Here is a 21,868-nt window from a genome sequence, read left to right as displayed (position 1 = left end):
CCATGTCATTGCCGCCGCGCCGTGTATCGCCCGCCGACTGGCAACCGGTCGGCGTGGACAGCCTGGAACCGAACGCACTGACGGTGATGCGTTCGGGCGACCATCGCTCGGTGCTGGCGGGCCCTGGCGCGGGCAAAACAGAACTCCTCGCGCAGCGAGCCGCTTTTCTGCTGCAAACGGGTGCCTCGCCCGCACCGCAGCGTATCCTAGCCATCAGCTTCAAGCGCGACGCCGCACGAAACCTCGCGCGACGCGTGCGCCAGCGATGCCATCCCGATCACGCGGGCCGCTTCGACTCGTTGACCTTCGATGCGTTCGCCAAAGGCCTTGTAGACCGGTTCGGGCAAGCGCTGCCCGCGCGCTGGCGGCCCACCCCCGACTACAGCATCCTGTTTCCTAAGCGCGCGCACTGGGTCGACTTCCTGCAACGTGCCGGGCGCGCCCCGAACAACCCATTCGGCCAGGCCGCCGTGCAAGGGCTGTCAGTCAACCACTTCGAGCGCCGCCACATCCTTGCCGAGCGACTGCCCGAGGCCGGCTGGCCGCTGGCGACGGTTGGCCAGTGGACGGGCCAGCGGTTCTGGGACGAACAGTTGCGCGGCATTGCGCGCAGCTCCCTCACGTTTGCGATGATCGGCCGGCTGGCCGAACTGTTGGTCCGGGTCAACACGTCCGTCCGCAACGCTTTGGCGCTGACCTACTCGCACGTGTTCATGGACGAATTTCAGGACACGACGCAGGTCCAGTTCGACCTCGTGCAGACAATCTTCCTGGGTACACCGGCGATCCTGACGGCCGTGGGCGACAACAAGCAACAGATCATGCGTTTTGCCCTCGCAATGGACGATCCGTTCGTCGTGTTCGAGCAGGCATTTCGTGCGCAACGCATTCCGTTGCTCAGCAACTACCGGTCTTCACCCGAGCTCGTGCGCATCCAGCACGTGCTGGCGCAGGCGCTCGACACGAGTGCCGCGCACCCGCAGTCCCGGGCACCGGCAAAGATTGCTGACGCCTGCTGCGCAATCTGGGACTTCTCCGGCGAGGATGCTGAGGCGCGCACGCTGGTTCAGTTCGTCGCGTCACAGATGCGCGAACACGGCCTGCAGCCCAACGACTTTGTGCTGCTGGTGCGCCAGAAAGCCGAAGAATATGCCCGGACTCTGGCTCCGGTCTTCGCAGCCGCTGGCATTCCGCTGCGCAACGAAGCCGCCTATGTTGGTGCTCAAATGCTACAGGAGCTGCTTACCGAGCCGCTCTCGGAGACGGTACTGCTGATCCTGCGCCTAGCCTGTACCGCTGGTGGCGGTGCCACGTGGAACGAAGCGCAGCGCTTGCTCGCCGACCTTCGTGGTATCACTTCCACTGACGACCGCGCGCGCCGCACATTGGCGCGCGACCTAGACATCTTCGCGCGGCGGCTCTGCCAACAGCATCCCAGGCCCCCGAACACCGAAGCGGCAGCTCGAACTCTTGTCCAGGCGGTAATCGGCTTTCTGGGCCGCGACGCCCTCGTTGGAGCCCACCCGCCTTACGCGCAGGGCGATTGGTTTGTCGAGGTCGAAAACAGTCTGGCCCTGCATTTGCAATCGAGCGCTGCCCAGGCGCCCGACTGGCCCGCGGCGCTGGAAGCCTACGAAGGAACGAAGGCGGTCCCGCTCATGACCTTGCACAAGAGCAAGGGGCTCGAATACCACACTGTCATCTTTGTCGGCCTGGACGATTCGGCGTGGTGGAGCTATGCCCAGGACACCGCTGAAGCCACCGCGGGCTTCTTTGTGGCCTTCACGCGCGCCAAGCAGCGAGTGATCTTTACCTATTCGCCCAGCCGCGGCACGCGCAGGAGCATCGCGCCGCTTTACGCGCTTCTGGCGTCGGCGGGCGTGCAAACCTTTTCGATCGCCTAGCGCTCCCAGGAGGTCCATATCCATGAGTCCAGCCAGCCTCTCCGCTTTCGGCGCCGCCGGTCCGATGGTGGGCTACCTTTACCAGGTCCGGATCGCGCTGCTTTGGGCTATCCGACGCAGCCGCGTCGGCGACTTCACCGTCAGCATTGAGACGCTGGACGATGTGAGCTTCGAGGCCGGCGGCCAGCCCGATGCCGTGTTGCAGACCAAGCACTCGCTCAACGCGGTGGCCAACCTGACCGACCTGAGCTCCGAGGTGTGGAAGACCTTGCGAATCTGGCTCGTTGGGCTGGCCAGCGGCGAGATCCCACCCGACACAGCCCGCTTCTTGATCGCCACTGCAGACGCCCCTGCGGGCAGCGCCTGCGCCGCACTAGGCGTCGAGAGGCTGGGCCGCGACGTGGCCGAGGCGGCCAAGCGACTCAAGCATGCCGCTACCACGTCGAGCAACACCGAACTCAAGGACGCCTTCGAGGCTTACCTGGCATTGGATGAGGCTGGGCGCGAGGCCCTATTGGAACGCGTTTACGTCGTGCCGTCCCAGCCCGACGCGGCCGCTATCGAGGCGCAGTTGCAGTCTGAGCTCTACCATGTCTCCCTGCACCATCAGGACCTGTCGGTCCAGATGCTCGAAGGTTGGTGGTTCAAGCGCGTGCTCCACGAACTGGTCCACCCCGCCGGCGGCATCCCCCGCGCGGAGATCGATGCACAGATCACGGAGATTCAGGAGTCGCTAAAGCCCGATTCGCTGCCGATCGACGGCGAACTGGATGTGCTGATGGTGGCCCTGGAACAGTTGCCGGAGTTCGCCAACCGCCCGTTCTACAAGCAGGTGGAGCTGGTTGGCGGCAGCCAGCTGCGCATCCGCAACGCGATCACCAGCTACCTGCAAGCCTTCCGTCAGCGCTCGGCCTGGGCTCGCGACGACCTGCTGTTCGATGCCGACCTGCAGAAGTACGACCAGCGCCTGCATACCGAGTGGGAACTGCAGTTCGCGCAGGCCTGCGACGAGCTCGGCACCGACGCCTCTGAAGACGCCATGGCCCGGGCGGGCCGTGCCATCCTGAAGTGGGCCGAGGACGCACATGTGCCAATCCGTTCGGGCGTCAATGTGCCCTGGGTCTGCCGGGGTTCGCTTCACATGCTGGCAGAGGATCTACGCCTCGGCTGGCATCCCGAGTTCCAGGCGCGGCTGCAGGCCATCTTCGGTGAGTCCGGAAAGGGCTGCGCGGCATGATTGTCTGGCGGGAACGCACCATCGAGCAGCGCAACTTGCTCAACCCAGCCTTCTGCGCGATCGCCGTATGGCACCTCGCGCGCGGCTATCACACCGAGGCCACGGCGCTTGGCAGCGACACGGGCGGCCTGCCGTTCGCGTTGGCGTTCGTCGGTACAAGCCTAGTGTTGCGCGGGCAGACGCGTGACCAATTGCCTCGCTCGATCGCCACCTCGCTGCCCACATGGGTGAACGACCACCCGCTTGAGCGTTCGGCCGTCGCCAAGGGCGTGGTCGTACTGCGCGAGGCGGTGCGCGAGGCTCTGCTGTTTGGAGCACAGCACGAGCTGCTCTCGCTCGACGGCCACCTGCTCGAGGCCAGCGATACATCCGTGAAGAAAATCAACGCCTACCTGCGTGCGTCAAGCGCGGAGGTGAGGGACTGCATGCGCCAGGCGACGTTCGTCGGCCGCTGGCTGTGCAAAGCGGGCACGCCGCCGACCGTACTGGCGCTGTTGGGAGTACAAGCATGATCCAGATTCGCGCCGTCGTGATCTACAGTCACGATGGGCGGCACCGCGTGGTGCCCTTCGAGCCGGGCAGCGTCAACATCATCTCGGGCGACCCGCGCACCGGCAAGTCGTCCCTGCTGGGCATCATCGACTACGCCTTGGGCGCCAAGGAAATCGATGTACCGGAAGGCAAGGTGCGGCGCAATGTCGCTTGGTTCGGTCTGCTCCTTGAGACCGGCCGAGGCCAGGCATTCGTCGCGCGCCAGTCGCCAAAAGGCGACGGCAAGTCCAACGAGGTGATCTACGTGCAATCCGATGGCGAGGTGTCGATCCCCGCCGCCGATGCGCTGCGAGCGACCACCAATCGCGACGGCCTGCGCGCGTTGCTAGCGTCCTGGGTTGGCATGTCCGATTACCTACACGAGCCACCGCAGGGCCAGACGCGGGATCCGTTGGCCGCCACGATCAGCCATGCTCTCACTTTCTGTTTCCAGTCGCAGTCCGAGATCGCGCAGCGCAAGTACCTGTTTCACGGATCGAATGACCGCTTCGTGGCGCAGGCGATCAAAGACACCCTGCCCTATTTTCTGGGTGCCGTCACTGACGACTATGTCGCTCAGCAACAGGAACTCAAGCGTGTGCGCACCGAGATCCGGCAAATCGAACGCAAGCTCGCGGAGGCAGCAGCCATCCGCGGGGAAGGTTTGGGTCGCGGCGACACGTTGCTAGCCGAGGCGAAGGCGATCGGCCTGAGCACGCTCGACGACAGCGCCCCTTGGGAAGAGAAGATCGAGGCCCTGCGCGTGATCCAGAACACCCCGGTGCCCTCTGCCGCGTCGGAAGCCGGCGAAGACGTCGAGTTCCGTCGCCTCTCCGACGTGCGTAGCGAACTGGTGCGCGAGCAGCGCACGCTCCAGTCGACGCTGGAGCGTGCCCGCAGCTTCGAAGGCAGTTCCAGGGGCTATGCCGCAGAGGCTCGCGAGCACACCGCCCGGCTCCAGGCGGTGACGGTCTTCGAGCACGATGCGCCGGGGCACGCTTGCCCGCTGTGTCTGCAGGACCTGCCCGATGCCTCGCAGGTACCCTCGATCGGTGATCTGCGCGCCGCGCAGGACTACATCGGTGAGCGCAGCGGCGCGATGGACGCCGCGACCCCGCGCATAGCGACAGCGATTCAGGAGGTGGAGACCCAGCTCGCCAACGTGCTCCGCCGCCTCGACGACAACCGCACGTTGCTCACGGCAGTCAAGCGCGGCAGCCAGCGCTTGCAGCTAGCCACCGACGCCGAAGCACGGCGCGCCATGGTCCTGGGGCGCATCAGCTTGTACATGGAGAGCATCCCGCAAATGCCGGATGTCAGCGAGCAACAGGCACGGCTGGCCGCGCTGCGGCAGCAAGAGGTCCAGCTCGACGAGGCCGTCAGTACGGACACGATCCAAGCGAAGTTGGACTCCTGTCTGTCCAATGTCAACCGACACCTTTCCAACTATGCCAAGCAGATCGACCTGGAATACTCGGATTCGCCGCTGCGCCTCGACCCCCGCAACCTGACCGTCGTGGCCGACACGCCCGAGCGGCCGGTGCCCATGCGCGAGATCGGCAGCGGGGAAAACCACGTTGGCTACCACATCGTCGCACACCTCGCCTTGCACACCTGGTTCGCCAGCCGTGGCCGCCCGGTGCCCTCATTCCTGTTGCTGGACCAGCTGTCGCAGGCTCATTTCTCGCCCGACACCGCCCCCGGCAATGGCGTGACGCAGGAGAAGATCGACACGGACCGCCGGGCCGTCAAACGGCTCTTCGGCCTGATCTTCGATGTGGTCGAGAGCCTGGAAGGCAAGTTCCAGGTGCTCATTACCGATCATCCGGACTTCAGCGACGACACTCGGTTCCAGGCGGCGCTGCGCGAGCGCTGGCGCGATGGTTTGAAGCTCGTACCCGAGGACTGGCCGCGCGCGGCGTGAGTACAACCGTGGACCGCACCCCAGTTGCGGAGGCAGCTGGTCCTTAGATAGCCGGTATTGAATTTGAAGCGAGAAACCATGGCGATCAAAACCAGTTGGGTAATGCCTCCCCATACCATAGGTGGTCTGGACCATATCGGCACTCAAGGCCCATGCATCCAGATCTATTCGCAGCTGCTTCCCGGCATTACGAATGTCACTGACCGGGCACGGTACTACAGCTTTTATCCATGGTTGATCCGCTCATACGAGGAGCGAGACAGCCAACGCGAGAACTTCAACGCATTCGTGGAGGCTTATCGGAAGGCCGACTGCCTATTCACGATGATCGCCGAGCGCCATGCGCAAATGACAGGCGACGACGCAGCACGCCACGGTCCTGCGATGGTCGGGCGGGACACACTCAACGATGCGGTCAAACTGATCGGCGAAGGACAGTCGGTTCTCCTCTCGACCTACGCGACCCGAGAGGATTCCAGCGAGCGCTATTTCGCCAACAGGCTTGGCGGCCTCGGCCAGTACTACGCGGGGACCTTGACGCAGCTCGACATCTTGGCCGTAGTTGAGAAACCATGGCTGAGCTACACCCATGAGCGCGGCGAGCCGATCGCGCGAGCGTTCGACATGGGAGTCGCTGGACATGCCTTTTGGCAAGCAGTAGATGCCGACAGCGTGTCAGCGGAGACGCTGGACGCGCTCAAAGACTTCTGTCCTTGTTGCCTGCCCCAGCGGCAAGACGAGCAGGCCGCGTTGCTCGACATCCTCTTCGACCGGAAGTCCGAATTCGAAGCGCAGGGAGTCCAACGGCGTAGAAGCCTGGCGCTCCTTCTGCATCTGGCCGGTGCATTGCGGGCGGTAAAAGTATCAGGTCTCGACGAGCCGACTTTCCGCGCGGCCATCTACACAGAAACCCTCGCGGACGGTACGGCTTGGCGCCCTCCGGCCACTTTATCCCACACCCGCTTGGCCTGGGCCTACTACGTCCGAAACGACCTGATGTCCGTGGCGATGCAGAAGGCCTTCGCTATCTCGCTCACCGCGCTGGCAACGGAGCCAACGCCGCCAGCTTCAATAGAAGAGTTCAGCCAATCACTGGCGAGGCACCCAGATCTTCTTGAGGCACTAGGCAAGCTGAAGGCAAGAACCTTCGGCGCGTTGTGCCGCTCCCAGGAATTGGGCGCACCGGCACTTGGCGACTTCATGGCCGACGGGCACGAGTTGGCGTGGGCAGCTGCCCGTGTTTCCAGGGAGCGCCAACAACTGGACCGGGAGCCTGCCTTCCTAGCGTCCGTCGTGAGCATGTTGGCGCTGCTTCGGATGCGGGAGAACCAGACTGCTCCTCCCTACGGCTATCTGGCCATGGACCACACGCAGCTTCAAGATTCCCCGATCAACCTGAGATCATTTCGGGAGCGCTGCGTGAGATGGAACGACATGACGCTTTCAGCCGTGGCCGCGGACTTGATCACATGGATCTTGAGAACTCACCTGCATGTCGCATTGCGCAAGCTGCGGCAGAGTTCGACCGCCACGTTTCGAATCCATCCTACTGAGCGAGGAATTGAGGCACGCGGGGACGTTCCCGCTCCGGCCAAGACCAATCCTCGTATCCGGCAGGCAATCAAAATTCTGTGGGATGTCGGTGCCTTAGCACGTGAATCTGACGGTAGCGGAGACCTGCAGGCCACCGCCCTTGGCATCCAGCTCTTCGAGACTGCACATGGGTGACACTAACGACGACATCTCGCTTCTGGCAGCTCTCAAGGGCACCAAATTCGAAGCGTCTCTGGTGACGACGTTCAATGCGACGCTGCCGTTCTACGAGGAAGTCGTACTTCGGCGCCTGCAGGCGGCCGAGTCGCGGCACAACGTCGTGCTCATGGACATCGTGCAGTGTGCTCGTTCATGGGCCACGCCATCTTTGAGGCCGCGTCTGGCCGGTTCGGCGTATGCGCTCATCCCTATGGCCGCACCTGGTGCCTTTCACCCAAAGATCTGCCTGCTCGCCAGCAGGAAGCGCTGTGTCCTGTTCATTGGCAGCCACAACCTCACGCTTTCAGGGTTCGGCTTCAATCGGGAGGTCACAACGCACATCGACGTGGTACCGGACAGCGCCCCTGCTCACAAGCTGGTGTTGAGTCACGTCTGGAGCTTGATTCGCGAATGGCTTCGGACCCAGGAGGGGGCGCTGGCGCCGTCCGTGCTGGAGGCCGCGCACAGAATCGGCGAACTTGTTCCCCAAGCAGATGGCGCTGAATCGAAGCTTTCCGACATCCGCCTGCTCGGGCAGTCCAACAGCGGACCGTCGTTGCTCGAACAGCTCGACCATGCAATCCCGGCTGTGCCCAGGCGTGTGGTGGTTACCGGCGCGTTCTTCGATACCCAACACGCCTTTCTGAAAGCGCTGGAGGCCCGTTGGCCCGAAGCCACGATCAAGGTGATCATCGACCCCAAGACCGTCAAGCTCGGTGGCCGCCCCAAAGGGCTTCGTTCACAGTTCGTTGATGCGCGAGAGCTCTGGGCGGAGAAAGCAGAGCGCTATCTTCACGCCAAGGCGCTTCTTCTCGACTTCGGCGGCTCGAAAATGCTCGTCGCGGGCAGCGCGAACCCGAGCCGGCCAGCCTGGCTTGGAGGGGCGCGCTCCAACTTTGAGGCCATGCTCGTTCGGCCGAACCTTGAGGTGGCGAGTTCAAGCTTCGCCAGCGATCTCGCGCAGGGATTTTCCGCTCGCACGATGGATGACGCAGAGCTGCGCGCGATACCGATCACGCACCAGGATCACGAGAACGATGCCAATGCCCCAAGCGCTCCGGTGCGGATCGTCGCTCTTGCCGCAGGGGCTTCGACAGTCCTGATTCCGGCGTCAGACACCCTGGGATTTGCTGAATTCGTCATGCACCTGGAGGACGGCTCCGACACAGCACCTGAGGGTCTTGGCCGTTCCGAGGATGGAAGCGCGATCGTGGAGCTGGGGGAGAGGGCACCTGAAGTGCGCTGGCTGGAGCTGAGCGGCCGCGGTAGCAAGCTCCTGCGTGTAATCGTGCACCACGATGCGGCTCTGGGCCGTGGTGTGGTGCGCTCGCACAGAGCTGCACTTCAGAATGCGCTGGCCGGCTTGGACTTCAGCGGTGCCAACATCGAATCGCTCATCCAGCAAATCGAGAAGGCCATTTTCGATGATCCCGAGCAGGTGGTAGCGCCACCGCCAGGCACCGTGCGACCTGGCGCAAGCGAACAGACCTCGACAGCTTCGGGACGCCCGGCATCGCTCGCCGTCCACATCGGCGAAAGTGCCAGCGCAGCCAAGAGCAAGAAGAAGCGCCTTCTGCAAGCGGGAAGCCTGCTCGACGTGCTCGATGCCCTCTTCTATCGCCTGGGTCAGGGACTTCCAAGATCGGCCGCATCGGGCGCCGAGAGACCGCAGTTCTCGGAAGAGGAGCTGGTAGGAACCGAGCAAGAGGAGGCCAGCCAAGAGCCTCCCGTTGCGCTCACCGTGCAAGCGGTCGACGCAGTGAGAAAGCGGCTCAAACAACTCGTCAGGCGCATGATCAAGCAGCTCAAGGCGGCGCAAAGCGAGACCAGGCCTGACCTGCGTGCGGCCAAAGCGCGAACCGGCGTAGTTCAGCTCGTCGCAGTACTCTCTCTGGTGCGGGAATTCAGGCGTCTTCGGCACCTGCCGCAATGGCGCCGCATGGCAGGCTTCATCGACCCGGAAACCCGTCAGGAGCTGTTGTCGCAGTCGATGGTCATCCTTTTCGGGCGTGCGCAAGGCATCGCACGCGATATCCTCGACCGTGACGGCGGGGCCGGCGAAGTCGCGGAACTCGGTCAGGTGCGCGCACTGCTGGCATGGCTCGCCTGGGACATTGGTCACAGTCTCCTGAAGCGCATTGAGCCCATGGCACCGAAAGCAATAAAGAAAGACTTGGTTGCGGCTTACGCCTATCTTTACGACCTACTTCCGGCCATCACCGTCGACGACGAGGACACGGCACAACTTGCCTCCAGCGTGAGAATGACCAACACGCCAACGGCTGACGAAGGCGTCCATGGCGAAAACTGGCTCGCACACCACATCATGACCGGTCTGGAAGTCGCCACAGCCCCTGCCACGGCCTATCTCGACCGAGAAGGCATCAAGACCGGCGATCTGATGCGCGTTCCCCACACGAGCCCACCCCAGTTCTGCGTCGTCATTGATGCGACCGTACAGGACATTTGCCTGAGTGAACTAGACGCGGAGCGCAGTTTTACGCGATTCGCCTGGCGTACAGCGAGCGGGACTCGCGGGACGCAAGGCGGCTGATCAGCAAGTCACTGTCGCAAGCGCTCAGCGGATTACGCGATGCGCTTCCGCTTATCTACGACACCGCGCGAACAGTCATTGTTGCTGAGCACAAGTGATGTGCGTCAGCGTGCAATGCGCGCACAGCCCTTGACGGCGAGAACGCCGTGGCACGATGAAGGGAACGGCAAGCAGCCTGTCCACCATCCACACTTACCAGCATCCCTGCCGCGCAGGCGTAGCGCGCAGGTCCAAGTGGCCGGAGTTGCGTGAAGGATCGGAGCTGAATGGCCGCGATCGGTACGAAGCACGGTGTAGTGCCCGACAGCTTGACGACAGGATACACGGACACGCTGCGATTACGAACGAATCTTCTGGCTCAGGTAGTGAAAGATCGTTCGGACGGCATTCACAACCAATTCGCCCTCGGCCCGCTCAACAATGTTTTCGTTGGGATGGGCGACACTTCCATGGTTGCGAAGGGTGTTGAGTGCATCGAGAACCGATGCAAATGATCCTAGTATTCTCCCGATCTCACCGTCATGCTCACCCAGCGACTGCAGTGAGGGGTGTTGAGCACGAAGGGCCTTGTACGCTTGCGTGAGGGTCGCACCCTCTGGGAGCGCGATCGCATCGTCCTGGCAAACGGACTTCAGATATCCATGCATGGCCGTATGAAGGCGGTCAATCGCGCTTGGAGCTCCCGATGTGGCTAGCAGGTGATCGGCATCTGCTAGAGCGCGACGTACGACTTCTGATGCGGAGACTGTTGGCAGCACGGCAGGAACGTGCCCCGCCTGATAACCCAGTTCAATCAGCTTTGCTGCTTGTTCGCGCTCAAGATGCGGGTGAATCTTGCGGTGCTCCACGACCGCCACCAGGGCCCGGATATCGTTGTTGGCAAAGAACTCAAGTACCTGAAAAACACAGGCACCATAGTCCTCATCGCCAAACCCCAAGCTTCGTAGCAGCCGAGCGTGTCCGCGAATGTAGTCATGGAACCCTGTCAGGTAGCCGAGCTCGTGCCAATCCGTTGAGTTGAACTCCGCCACGATGGCGCGCTGCATCGCAAGCATGAGGGGGCCGCGCCATGCTGAATCCTCCAACAATTCACAATTCATCGTTGCCCCTCCAAAATGAAAATCTACCTCGACTTGGCTCTAGTTGTGGCCGAGAACTAAGACGGCAACGATATGGAATCTTGCTTCCTCAATGGTGCCTCCGCAACGCGGGGACACCAATCCATGGGCTTAAATTCCTATCTTTTCCTCTATGGCGGGATTGAAGCTACTTTCAACGCGCCATCCAGCTTACGGTGAATCATCGATACCAGCGTCAAGATATCGAGCGCATCTTGTTCGGACATCGGCCAGTTCGTCTTGGGCGCATGGGCCAGGGGATTGCGCACGGCGCCGAACAAGCCAATCAGCAAATTGGCAAAACCTTTCTGCTCGCTCTTCTCGGAATCAGTGAGGAGGGATCCCAAAGCCAGAATGGGCTGTTGGCCTGCGAACGCTTTGCTCACCAGGTCAGCGCCATCGCCGTTCAGACCCGATAGCACGCGAATCCGCTCTGCAACACCTTTCGTTGCCTCGAAGACTGCATGAAAATAGTTCTCGTCCAACAGCTCGGCGCGGCAATAGTTCAGGACCTCTGCGTGCACAACGCGACTTTCCAACGCAGCCTTGAGTCGTCCTGCGCGGGCGCGCGCAGCATCGAGCGTTGTAGCCTTGTCAGCGTGAGCGACCTTGCCGTCCTCACGTACGTAAAAGCCTGAGAAGGCTAGGACGACGTTAAGTTCGTCGCGCCGCCACGCAAACGTTGCAGGGTCACGGGCGTAGTTGACCGGGTTCATCGCCCTATTGACGAACATGATGAGATGGTTGCCGAGCTGATGCTGGTTCTGCGCGCCAGCCAGAGCATTGAATAGCCGCTTCCACTTCGTCATGCCGGGCGAGGTGTCCGCAATCTCGATCTCTTGCAACAAGCGCTCGATCTGCGTACCGCTCAAGCCACGCTCAGTATCAGCGAGGACACGACACGCGGCTTCCAAGTGCTGCGAGCTGAACAGTGGGATCCGTGTCATGAGTTCTTCTCAGCAGGCCTTCAAGCCCATTCAAGCGCGATGATGATCGCCTGCCCCTCGGTGCCTACCTCCACAAACAGGGCATGTTCGTAGCCAAGCTGCCGCTTGTAGCCTCGAAGTTTCCGAAGATCAATCTGACGGTCAACGCGGCTCGTTGATTTCTTGAATTCCAGGACCAGATGGTTCTTCTTCGTTCCGCGCCGATGAACGATCACATCTGGAAATACGGTCTGCGCCTCATCATCCTCGCTGTCCGGGTAGAGCTCCAGATGCCCAAGCCTCTTCGGTTCTATGCCATCCCGGTTGTATTCGCAATCTACAGTCCAATCAGAAAAATACCGCTGGAGATACATCGCGAAGCGAAAGGTGATGGATCGTTCGTTGGCGTCGATGCCGAGCAAGTCGTGGTCGTTGGCCAGCAGGTCGGACAGCGCGTGTGCCACCGCATCGCCTGGTGGGTGATGGTTGAGATATCCAATTTGATCTGCAGTCAATGCCATTCCTATGCCCGCCTGCTGAACATTCACATCAAAGGACGCCTGCGCGGATTGAAACAGGATTTTCCGCCTGGCTTCATCCAATCCATCGGCAACGTAGTGTTTGAGCATATACGCAGAGCAATTCGGTTGCCTGCAGGTTGCGGATCTCTGTGCCGGGGCGCTGAATCACGTCTACAAGTGCCACATTGCCAATCAGTTCAATGATCTGTCGAAGGCTATCGAGGCTCTAGGCTGCCTTGCCAGGGGGAGCGACTTGATACTCCCCCAGCCTCGTGTCACACCGGAGGCCCCCTCTGCGGACGGCCCGGGCGGAGGCAACAGCGTTGAGGAAATGGTTGATGTCAAGAGCTCTCGCTCCTGATCGCGCCGTCAGAACAGCATGCGTTCCTTTGCGTCACCCGGCATCGCCGGGTCGCGCTGTCGTGCTGCGCATCGAGCCGCTGAAGGCGTCTCGCCCCTTCGGCGTCCATCGCTAACGCCTTCGCGCGTCCCCGCGCTGCGCTTGCTTCGGCAACGGGGTTAGCGAGGGGCTGGCTTGCAGTTCCCTTCACCGTATCACGCCGTTCTCGTCGTCAAGCTCTGCGCGCCCTGCCCTGCGGTTGCGCGCTTGCGTCCTGGCGGCCGTCTTCGAACCTGACCACTGCGCTGCGCCGTCTTGGTATCGGTTTCGGGCAATCCCCCCGATTCACGGAGCCGACGATGGCGCACGATCTCTTCGCTTTCTATTCTTCCGTACTTTTGGTTCGCGACGTAGCAGGCGACTACCGTCCAGCCGACGCCGGCGAGGTGCTGCAGGCCGCGCAGAGGCTGCTGGGGCAGCAGTTGCAGGGGCGCGAGGGTCCAGTCGTCGCCGCAGGTGGTGCGCGGTTTCCTGCGGGTCACTCGGGGGCTGGAGCAAGAGATATTCGCGGTGCTGATGCTTGGCGCGCAAAACCAGTTGATCAAATACATCGAGCTGCTCCGCGGTACGGTGAGCCGGACATCGGCTATCCACGAAAGGTCATCAAGAAGTCGCTGGCGCGCCATCAGCCGCGAAACCAATGCGTCGCAACTTGGGGCGTTGGTATCGAGCTCCAGCGGTATGGCTGCTTGGAGAGCAGCCATTGTCATTCTGTCTTCGGTTTCGCTGTCTTGGCCCTTAGCGCCTTGAATCCTCTGTCTCTCGCAATGAACGCGGCGAGCATGTGAGGAATCAGCGTCACTGCATCCACAGACCCATACAGCCTGCTGTGCACCTCGGCATAAGCCTCGAGCTGCGTCTTCAGCTCTGCGGGCACTGTGATCGTCAGCTTCACGCTCTCAGCTCGTGGCAGCGCGCCTATGCTCAATCGACTCACCCCTTTGCTCATTGCGAACTCCCGCGCTTGAAGAACAGCGGCTGGTACGGCCGCAGGATGAGGTCCTTGCTCACCATGACACGCATCGGAAACCCCGGCCGGATCGTCAGCGTCGGCTGAATGCTCGCATTGCGCTTCGTGATCTCCTGCCCGACCTGGTTCACCGTGGCCTGCGCCCCCTCGCGCACCGCGATCACGATGCGGTTGTCGCCCTGCTCCGTCCGGCTCTGCGGGGCCGCCAACTCGGCCCCCACGCCGAGCAGCGTCGACAACGCCGCACCTGCCAAGATCCGATCCCAGTGCCACTCGACGCCATCCTCCAGCCCGGCGTAGCCGGCCGGATCGATCCCCGGCAAGCGATCGAGCGCCACCGACGAGGTGTCCGGCAGGATCAGCCGCGTCCACACCAGCAGCACGCGCCGCTGCCCGAAGGCCACCTGGCTGTCGTAGCGACCGATCAGCCGCGAGCCCTGCGGAATCAGCAGATGGCGCCCCGTGGCCGTGTCGTGGACCGCCTCGGTCACGGTGGCAATCACCTGACCCGGCAGGTCGGAGTTGATGCCCGTCACCAGTGCGGCGGGGATGATGGTTCCCGCCATCACCTGGTACGGAGAAGTCGGCAACTGCAGGCTGCCCGGATTGCGCGTGGCCGTGTCACCGGCCTTCGCAAGAAACTCTTCCTTGCGGTCTTGGCGGTTCTGCGCCGCCACAGGATCGGTCGGCGAAGCCACAGCTGGGCTCATTGCGCCCAACGGATTGAACGGCTGTTGACCCGCCGTCGGCGCGCCCAGATCAATGGCGGGTGCGGGCATGGCCGGCTCGGTAACCGTCCCCCGCTTCGCGGCGGCACCATCGCCGCTGCGCCGGAAAAACACCGACGATCGCGCCGCCTCCTCGGCCGCCATTTGCTCGGCCTGCGCCGGATCGACGGCATTGCCCGTCCTCGCCTCCATCGGCTGCTGTGCCTTCACCATGGCCGACCCGAGGTCTCCCGGCAGCGGCGGCCCCAGCACCGGTGGCGCCGGCTTCGAGGCCAGCGGCATCCCGGCATAGTCCTTCGGCAACTGCTCCAGTCCATCCGCCCGCGCCACGCGGTCCACGTTGTACAGCTCGGCGGCCGGATTGCGCTCGCGCTTTTGCGACTGCAGCGACCACATCGTGCCGCCGAGCACGGCCGCGGCCAAGGTGCCGGCGCCGATCGCCAGCATGCGCCGGTTGAGCCGCACCACCGACCGGGGCTGCGCGCGCAGGGTCACCGTTTCCGGCGCGACCTTGCGCGTGACCTGGGGCGACGGGGGCGGCACGGTGTCTTCGGCGCTCATGACCCATCACTCCGCGCGCCCTGCACGCTGCCGTTCACGCCATCCGTGCGCTCGATGCGCACCACCTCGGCCGTGCCACCGTTGAAGCTACCCAGCCGCAGCTCCGCCGCGCCGAAGAGGCGATCCACCACGTAGTACGGCGAGCGGAAGCGGTAGTTCACGAGCTGCCCATCGCCCTGCGGCCCGATCACGAACAGCGGCGGCAGCTCGCCCTGCGCGATGCCGCCCGGGAACTGGATGTAGACCTTCTGTCCGTCGTCGAAGGCGCGCAGCGGCTTCCAGGACGGCGCATCGCCACCGATCGCATAGCGGAACCGGATCTGCTCCACCGACAGGCCCGAATCCACAGGCGCCGCTACTTGCGCCTCCCTCGCCTGCTTCTGCAAAGCCAGCATCCGGTCCTTCGGATACTCCCAGGACACCGACGCCATCCAGGCCTGCGGCGTCGAGGACAGCTCGAGCAGATAGGTACGCCGGTTCGTCGTGATGACCAGGTTCGTCTTCAACCCCACGCGCGTGGGTTTCACGAGCACGTGGACCCGCTGGTTCGCACCGCTGCCGCTGACCGTGTCGCCCACGATCCAGCGCACCGTGTCGCCGGCCGAGACCGCCACCAGTTCCTCGCCCTCCTGCAGCGCGACGAGGGTCACACGGCCCGGACTGGTGTAGACCTGATACAGCGCGCCCTCCGCATACGGCCAGACTTGGATCGCATTGACGTAGCCCTCGCGCGTCGGCGCGACGCGGGCCTCTTCGTTGGCCCGGGAGACACGGACTTTCTCGTCGGAGGGTTCCGGCGCCGGCTTCGATTCCTGCCCGCTCGGCAGCGCCTTCATCTGCCCGGGCAGCGGCAAGGGCTTCGGCACCTCGACCACCTCGACGGGTGGGGTCGGTTCCGGCAACGGCTGCGCAGCAACGGCCACCGGCTCGTCCAGCGAGATCGCGGGCGGTGCCTTGCCCTGCGTGGCACAGCCCGCGACGACCGCCACCACGCTCAGCAGGATCGGCGCAGATACGCCTCTACGGAAATCAGTCTTCATGGCTTGGTTCCTTTGGCTGTATCTGTCGCATCGAGCTCGCGGCTCCAGGACAGGCCGTTGACGTAGATGCCCAGCGGGTTCCTGCGCAGCCGCTCCTCGGTGCGCGGCGTCTGCAGCACGATCGCGAGCACCGCGGTCCAGCGCTCGAGCCCTGCCGCTTCGCCATTGACGTAGCGCCGCTCCGTCCACCGCACCTGGAACGAGGCATCACTGGCGCGCACCACACTGTTGATCTGCACCGCCACCGAGTTCTCCCCGATGCGCGAGAACGGATCGTTGGCACGCGCGTGGTCGTTCAGGGTCGCGGCGCCGCGGTCCGTCGTGTATTCGTAGGCCTCGAGCCAGTTCTGCCGCACCACGATCGGATCGATCGACAGCGAGCGCACGTCGGTGACGAAGCGCGCCAGGTGGTGTGCGATCTGCGCGTCGCTGGGCTTGTAGGGCGTCGCGGCCTCGCCGACCGCGCGCACCTGGCCCGCGCTGTCGACCTCGACGACATAGGGCGTCACGATGGACTGCGCCGAGCGCCAGACCAGCCCGCCGGCCATCAGCAGGGCCATCGATAGACAGCCGAAGGCCATCAATCGCCAATTCTTCGCCTGCACGCGCGCACTGCCGATGCGCTGGTCCCAGACCTGCGCCGCGGCTTGATAGGGGGTGACGGGCTCGGGCGTGTCCGAGTACCGCACCTGGGGTCGCTTGAATCGCATGGATGGTTCTCCTCAAGAAGCCGGATCAGGCGTTGCTGTCGTCGCGCAGGCTCGGGCCGGTGCCGCTGCCGCCGTGGTCGCCCGAGCGCAGGACGTGCGCCGTTGTCGAGGCCGCATGGCTCAGCTGCTGCCTGCGTCGCATCTGCCGGGCCCATGCGGGCTCGGGGGGCGGTGTGCCGGCCTCGTCCACAGCGGCAGATGCTGCATTCCCCGCGGCGACGGGCGCTGCTGCATCGGCCACGAAGTTCGCCACGCGAGCCTTGACCGCCTGGGCGCCGGACGCGACGCGCTGGCCGACAGCACCGGCACTGGTTTTCGCGAGATGGGCCAGGCCGGCACCGGCCGCGCGCACGCCGCCACCGCTGGATGCCGCGCCATCCCGGTAGGCCGACTTCGCGCCGCTCGCCAGGCCGCCGGCCGAGCGCGCGGCCGCCGCGCCGCCGCCGATGGCCGCACGCGCCGCGCCGGGCGCCATGCGCGCCCCCGCGGCCACCGCGGAACCCGCAGTCGCCACAGCCGCGCCACCCCCGACCACCAAGCCCGCCGCACCCAGGGCCGTTCCCGCTGCCGCACCGGCACCGAGCTGCGGCGCACCCGACACCAGCCCGGTCGCAATCCCCGGCCCGAAGATCCCCAGACCCAGCATCGCGAGCGCCGCCAACATGATCGTCAGCGCATGGTCGATGGAGGGCTCGGCCCCGGGCGGCGTGCGGAACTCCGCGAAAAGGCCCGCGGCGATCCCCACGATCACGGCCAGCACCAGCACCTTGATGCCGGCGGACACCACGTTGCCCAGCACCTTCTCGGCCAGGAACGCGGTCTTGCTCCACAGCGCGAAGGGAACCAGCACGAAGCCCGCCAAGGTCGTGAGCTTGAACTCGATCAGGGTGACGAAGAGCTGCACCGCGAGCACGAAGAAGCTCACGATCAGCACCAGCCAGGCCAGGAACAGCACGGCGATGGTGTCCAGATGCGCGAAGGTTTCGGGGAAGCCCGTCATCTCGCTGATCTGTTCCATGATCGGCCGCCCCGCCTCGATGCCGACCTGCGCGAGCCGGCCCGGCTGCAGGAACTGCGCCTGCGTCAGGCCGGAGCCCGACGCCACCAGGCCCAGCCCCGCGAACGACCGGAACAGGACGCCCGCCAGCTGGTTGAAGTGGCCGATGATGAAAGCAAAGGCTCCCACATAGAGCACCTTCCGGATCAACCGCGCGATCACGTCGTCGCCCTGCCCGCTCGCATGGCTCATGGCCCAGAACAGCCCGGCCAAGGTCATGTCGATCACGACCAGCGTGGCCGTGAGGAACGCGACCTCGCCGTGCAGCAAGCCGAAGCCCGAATCGATGTAGCGTGAGAAGACATCGAGGAAGCGATCGATGACCGCGACATCGTTCATGGCGTCAGTCCTTGGCGTTCGCGTCGGCCGGCACTGACGCAGGGGCTGCCGGCGCTGGCACCGGCTCGCCCGCGTAAGGCGATGGGCCGCCACGCATGAAGCGCTGGCGCGTGGCTTCGGCCACCGCATGGCACTGCGCGTCGCCCATCCGGGCATGATCGGCCTTGCACTGAGCCCGCAGGTCCCGGAGGCGCTCAGGATTCGCGACCAGGGATTCGACGGACTCGATCGCGGGCTGGGTCGGTTCGGACTTGCCGCAGCCGGCGAGCAGCAGGACCACGGCGGCCGTGATGATGAAGATCAGATTCTTCATGGACGCCCCTCAGTTGCCGTAGAAGTTGACGCTGTAGGGCGTGTACGGCGTGCCGCTGCCCATGAAGCGCCGGCGCACCTCGCGCGCACGCTCCTGCACCGCCACCTGCCGCGCCTGCTCCAGCGCCGCGGCGCGGTCCTGCGTGATCTGCAACTGCTGCGCCTGGATCGCCTGGCGCGACTGCAGCGCCAGCAGCTGGTTGGTCGCCTGCATCGCCTGCAGGGCCCCTGTGGCCGACTGGCTGCGGTTCACGAGGTCCGTGAGTGCCTGCTCGTCCGACGCGAAGTTCTGCATCGACTGCGACTGCACCTGGGTCGCCGTGCGCAGGGCTTCCAGCGAGTTGCGCCAGCGCTGTCGCGCATCGCCGGCCATCTGCGCGCCGGACAGCGCCGCCGAAAAGGACTCGGGATAGAGGCGCTTGAACTCCTCCTCCATGCGCGAGACGTTGAAGGCCAGCCCCTGGGCCTGCTGGATCAGCTGGTTCGTGGCCGCCAGGGTCGACTTGAGCTCGGACAGCGCACTGAAGTCCAGGCCCTGAAGGTTCCTCGCCTGGTTGCGCAGCATCTGCGCCTCGTTCTGCAGCTGCTCGACCTGGTTGTTGATCTGTTCCAGCGCGCGCGCCGCCGTCAGCATGTTCTGGATGAAGTTCGAAGCATCGAACACGGTGTCGCCGACACCGAAGATGGCATGCGCCGGCGGGGCCACACCGAAAGCGATCGCACCGGCCGCGACCAGCGCGGCGATCCGGGGCTTGAACGAGGACGTGAGGTTCACGGTGATTTCTCCTGCGGGGTTGAGGAAAGAGACGGTGATGCAGAGGGAAACGAAGGGATGAGGTCGGCGGCCCAGCCCAAGCCACGGTGGCGCAGCCAGGCCGCCGCGAATACTGAAGGCATGCGCGCGAACGGCGACGCCAGCACCGAGGCCTGGACGCGGTCGATCTCACGCTGGTCCTCGGGCGAAGCAGCGCCGGCAAAGGCCAGTGCCACCGGCCCGAGCCCGAGTTCGAAGACCCGGTTGCCAAGGCGCGACTGGTAGTAGTAGTCGCGCTTGGGCTGCGCCGTGGCGACGATCTCGATCTGCCGGCGGTTGAGCCCGAAGCCCTCGTAGATCACGCGGATCTGCGGCTCGGTGGCCTGCGGGTTCGGCAGGAAGATCCGGCTCGCGCAGCTCTCGACGATCGCAGGCGCGATACTGGAGTTCTGGATGTCCGCGAGCGATTGCGTCGCGAAGATCACCGAGACGTTCTTCTTGCGCAGCGTCTTGAGCCACTGGCGGATGCGCGCCGCGAACACCGGGTCGTCGAGGAACAGCCAGGCCTCGTCGAGGATCAGCAGGGTCGGCGGGCCGTCGAAGCGCTCCTCGAAACGCGCGAACAGGTAGCCGAGCACAGCCAGCACGGCCGCCTTGCTGTGCATCAGCTCCTCCATCTCGAAGCACTGGATGGAGGAGGCTCCCAGCCGGTCCCGGTCCGCGTCCAGCAGCCGCCCGTGCGCACCACCGAGCACATAGGGCGCCAGTGCCTGGCGCAGGGCATTCGACTGCAGCAGGACCGCCAGACCGGTCATCGTGCGCTGTTCGGGCGGCGCGGTGGCGAGGCTGGCCAGTGCCGACCACACCATCTCCCGCTCGGCCGGCCCGACCTCCAGGCCCTCCTGCCGAAGCCGCCCCGCCACCCACTCCGCCGCCCAGGTGCGGTACCCGTCCTGGTCGATGTGCGCGAGCGGCTGGAACGCGATGGCGCCATCCGAACCGAGGTCGTAGTGCTCGCCGCCCAGCCCAAGGATCGTGGCCCGCAACGAGCGTCCCATGTCGAAGGCGAGGATGCGCGCGCCGGGATAGCGGCGGAACTGCAGCGCGAGCGTCGCGAGCAGCACCGACTTGCCCATGCCGGTCGGCCCGACCACGAGCGTGTGCCCGACGTCGCCGATGTGCGTGACGAGTCGGAACGGCGTCGCGCCATCGGTGCGTGTGACGATCAGCGGCGGCCCGTCGAGGTGCGCATTGCGCTCTGGACCTGCCCACACGGCCGACACCGGCATCATGTGCGCGAGGTTCAAGGTCGAGACGAGGGGTTGGCGAACGTTCGCGTAGGCATGGCCCGGGATCGACGACAGCCAGGCCTCGACCGCGTTGAGGGTCTCGGGAATCGTGACGAAGCCCCTCCCTTGGATCGCGCGCTCGACCGCGCGCAGTTTCTCGTCGGCCGCCGCGGCATCGGCGTCGAGCACGGTCACCGTGGCGGTCACGTAGCCGAAGGCCACCTGGTCGCTGCCGAGTTCCTGCAGCGCCGCATCGGCATCGGCCGCCGTGTTGGAGGCGTCCGAGTCGACCAGCGCGCTTTCCTGCTGGAAGATGGTCTCGCGCAGCAGCGCCACGATGTTCTTACGCTTGGCGAACCACTGGCGGCGCAGCCGCACGAGTTCTTTTTCCGCCTCGGCCTTGTCCAGGCACAGGAAGCGCGTGCTCCAGCGGTAGGCGAAGCCCAGGCGGTTCAGGTCGTCGAGCAGGCCCGGCCAGGTCGACGTCGGAAAGCCACGCACCGAGAGCACGCGCAGGTGATGTCTCCCGAGCATCGGCGCCAGCCCGCCCGTCAGCGGCTCGTCGGCCAGCAGCGCGTCGAGGTGCATCGGCACCTCGGGCACCGCCACCGCCTGCCGGCGCGTGGACACGCAGCCGTGCAGATGGGTCAATGTCTGCGCATCGTCGAGCCAGCCGATCTCGGGCATCACGCCTTCGAGCAGACCGAGGAAGCGTTCGGTCTCGGCCACGAAGGAATCCAGCCGCCCTCGCCAGTCCGATCCATTCGATTCACCCGATCCGTTCTTCCCATCTTTGCTCTCAACCCCGGCGTTTTCGTAGAGCAGCCCCGCGGCGCGCGTTTTCGATTGCTCGGGCGGCAGGTACAACAGCGTCAGGTGGTAGCGGCTCTCGAAATGGCTGGCATCCGCTTCGAAGGCGGCGCGGCGCTCCTCGTCGACCAGCCAGGACAGCGCCTCCGGGAAAGACGAGTCCGGATAGCCGGCCGCCTCGCGCCGCTCGGCCTCCACGAACAGCGCCCAGCCTGAAGCCAGCCGGCGCAGCGCGTTGTTCAACCGCGCCGACGTGGCGATGAGTTCGCCCAGCGTCGCGCTGTCCAGATCCGGTCCGCGGAACCGCGCCGTGCGCTGGAACGACCCGTCCTTGTTGAGCACGACGCCCGGCGCGACCAGGCCTGCCCAGGGCAGCCAGTCGGCCAATAGCGCCGGGCGCTTGCGGTATTCGGCGAGGTTCAGCATGGCGT

The 21,868-nt window shown here is 64.7% G+C and carries 18 protein-coding genes; 6 read left to right on the top strand and 12 right to left on the bottom strand.

Annotation, left to right across the window (positions count from 1 at the left end):
* Positions 1-2 precede the first annotated feature (2 nt).
* The 6 genes from ACEOAB_RS09990 to ACEOAB_RS09965 all read left to right on the top strand — a co-directional run bounded on the left by ACEOAB_RS09990 (position 3) and on the right by ACEOAB_RS09965 (position 9,902).
* Complete coding sequence (locus tag ACEOAB_RS09990) at positions 3-1,904, top strand: UvrD-helicase domain-containing protein (RefSeq protein ID WP_495653692.1); 1,902 nt, start codon at positions 3-5, stop codon at positions 1,902-1,904.
* Positions 1,905-1,926: 22 nt separating this feature from the next.
* Positions 1,927-3,141, top strand: a complete 1,215-nt coding sequence (locus tag ACEOAB_RS09985) for an ABC-three component system protein (RefSeq protein WP_495653691.1) — start codon at positions 1,927-1,929, stop codon at positions 3,139-3,141.
* Entirely contained in the window at positions 3,138-3,653 is a 516-nt protein-coding gene (locus ACEOAB_RS09980) for a three component ABC system middle component (RefSeq protein ID WP_495653690.1), read from the top strand. The genes ACEOAB_RS09985 and ACEOAB_RS09980 overlap by 4 nt, the downstream gene beginning before the upstream one ends.
* Entirely contained in the window at positions 3,650-5,596 is a 1,947-nt protein-coding gene (locus ACEOAB_RS09975) for a DUF3732 domain-containing protein (protein ID WP_495653689.1), read from the top strand. Before ACEOAB_RS09980 ends, ACEOAB_RS09975 begins: the two co-directional genes overlap by 4 nt.
* Positions 5,597-5,674: 78 nt before the next feature.
* Entirely contained in the window at positions 5,675-7,324 is a 1,650-nt protein-coding gene (locus tag ACEOAB_RS09970) for a hypothetical protein (RefSeq protein WP_495653688.1), read from the top strand.
* Positions 7,317-9,902, top strand: a complete 2,586-nt coding sequence (locus ACEOAB_RS09965) for a hypothetical protein (protein WP_495653687.1) — start codon at positions 7,317-7,319, stop codon at positions 9,900-9,902. Before ACEOAB_RS09970 ends, ACEOAB_RS09965 begins: the two co-directional genes overlap by 8 nt.
* A 338-nt stretch (positions 9,903-10,240) precedes the next feature.
* Here the strand turns inward: ACEOAB_RS09965 and ACEOAB_RS09960 are convergent, their stop codons facing one another.
* From ACEOAB_RS09960 to trbE, 12 genes are all read right to left on the bottom strand, one after another.
* A complete protein-coding gene (locus tag ACEOAB_RS09960; RefSeq protein WP_495653686.1) occupies positions 10,241-11,002 on the bottom strand; it encodes an abortive infection family protein in 762 nt (253 codons plus the stop codon).
* A gap of 149 nt (positions 11,003-11,151) precedes the next feature.
* Positions 11,152-11,967 carry a TIGR02391 family protein gene (locus tag ACEOAB_RS09955; RefSeq protein WP_495653685.1) on the bottom strand — a complete coding sequence of 272 codons (816 nt, stop codon included), beginning with the start codon at positions 11,965-11,967 and terminating at the stop codon, positions 11,152-11,154.
* A gap of 20 nt (positions 11,968-11,987) precedes the next feature.
* A complete protein-coding gene (locus ACEOAB_RS09950; protein ID WP_495653684.1) occupies positions 11,988-12,575 on the bottom strand; it encodes a hypothetical protein in 588 nt (195 codons plus the stop codon).
* A 447-nt stretch (positions 12,576-13,022) separates the two neighbouring features.
* Positions 13,023-13,571: a hypothetical protein gene (locus tag ACEOAB_RS09945; RefSeq protein WP_495653683.1), complete on the bottom strand. Its 549-nt coding sequence runs from the start codon at positions 13,569-13,571 to the stop codon at positions 13,023-13,025.
* Positions 13,572-13,573: 2 nt separating this feature from the next.
* Positions 13,574-13,816, bottom strand: a complete 243-nt coding sequence (locus tag ACEOAB_RS09940) for a DUF2274 domain-containing protein (protein ID WP_495653682.1) — start codon at positions 13,814-13,816, stop codon at positions 13,574-13,576.
* Positions 13,813-15,126 (bottom strand): TraB/TrbI/VirB10 family type IV secretion system protein, encoded by a 1,314-nt coding sequence (locus ACEOAB_RS09935; protein ID WP_495653681.1) that lies wholly within the window; start codon positions 15,124-15,126, stop codon positions 13,813-13,815. The genes ACEOAB_RS09940 and ACEOAB_RS09935 overlap by 4 nt, the downstream gene beginning before the upstream one ends.
* Complete coding sequence (gene trbG / locus ACEOAB_RS09930) at positions 15,123-16,166, bottom strand: P-type conjugative transfer protein TrbG (protein ID WP_495653680.1); 1,044 nt, start codon at positions 16,164-16,166, stop codon at positions 15,123-15,125. Before trbG ends, ACEOAB_RS09935 begins: the two co-directional genes overlap by 4 nt.
* On the bottom strand, positions 16,163-16,876 hold the full coding sequence (trbF, locus tag ACEOAB_RS09925) for a conjugal transfer protein TrbF (protein WP_413312886.1): 714 nt from the start codon (positions 16,874-16,876) through the stop codon (positions 16,163-16,165). The genes trbG and trbF overlap by 4 nt, the downstream gene beginning before the upstream one ends.
* Positions 16,877-16,901: 25 nt before the next feature.
* Positions 16,902-18,272: a P-type conjugative transfer protein TrbL gene (gene trbL, locus ACEOAB_RS09920; RefSeq protein WP_495653679.1), complete on the bottom strand. Its 1,371-nt coding sequence runs from the start codon at positions 18,270-18,272 to the stop codon at positions 16,902-16,904.
* 4 nt (positions 18,273-18,276) lie between these two features.
* Positions 18,277-18,585, bottom strand: coding sequence for an EexN family lipoprotein (locus ACEOAB_RS09915; protein WP_495653678.1), 309 nt, complete (start codon positions 18,583-18,585; stop codon positions 18,277-18,279).
* A gap of 9 nt (positions 18,586-18,594) precedes the next feature.
* Positions 18,595-19,359 carry a P-type conjugative transfer protein TrbJ gene (gene trbJ / locus ACEOAB_RS09910; RefSeq protein WP_495653677.1) on the bottom strand — a complete coding sequence of 255 codons (765 nt, stop codon included), beginning with the start codon at positions 19,357-19,359 and terminating at the stop codon, positions 18,595-18,597.
* Positions 19,356-21,863 carry a conjugal transfer protein TrbE gene (gene trbE / locus ACEOAB_RS09905; protein ID WP_495653676.1) on the bottom strand — a complete coding sequence of 836 codons (2,508 nt, stop codon included), beginning with the start codon at positions 21,861-21,863 and terminating at the stop codon, positions 19,356-19,358. The genes trbJ and trbE overlap by 4 nt, the downstream gene beginning before the upstream one ends.
* Positions 21,864-21,868 lie beyond the last annotated feature (5 nt).

The organism is Variovorax sp. Varisp53 (assembly GCF_059491555.1).
The sequence above is the reverse complement of the archived record's forward strand: the minus strand, read 5'-3'. Positions and strand labels throughout refer to the sequence as shown.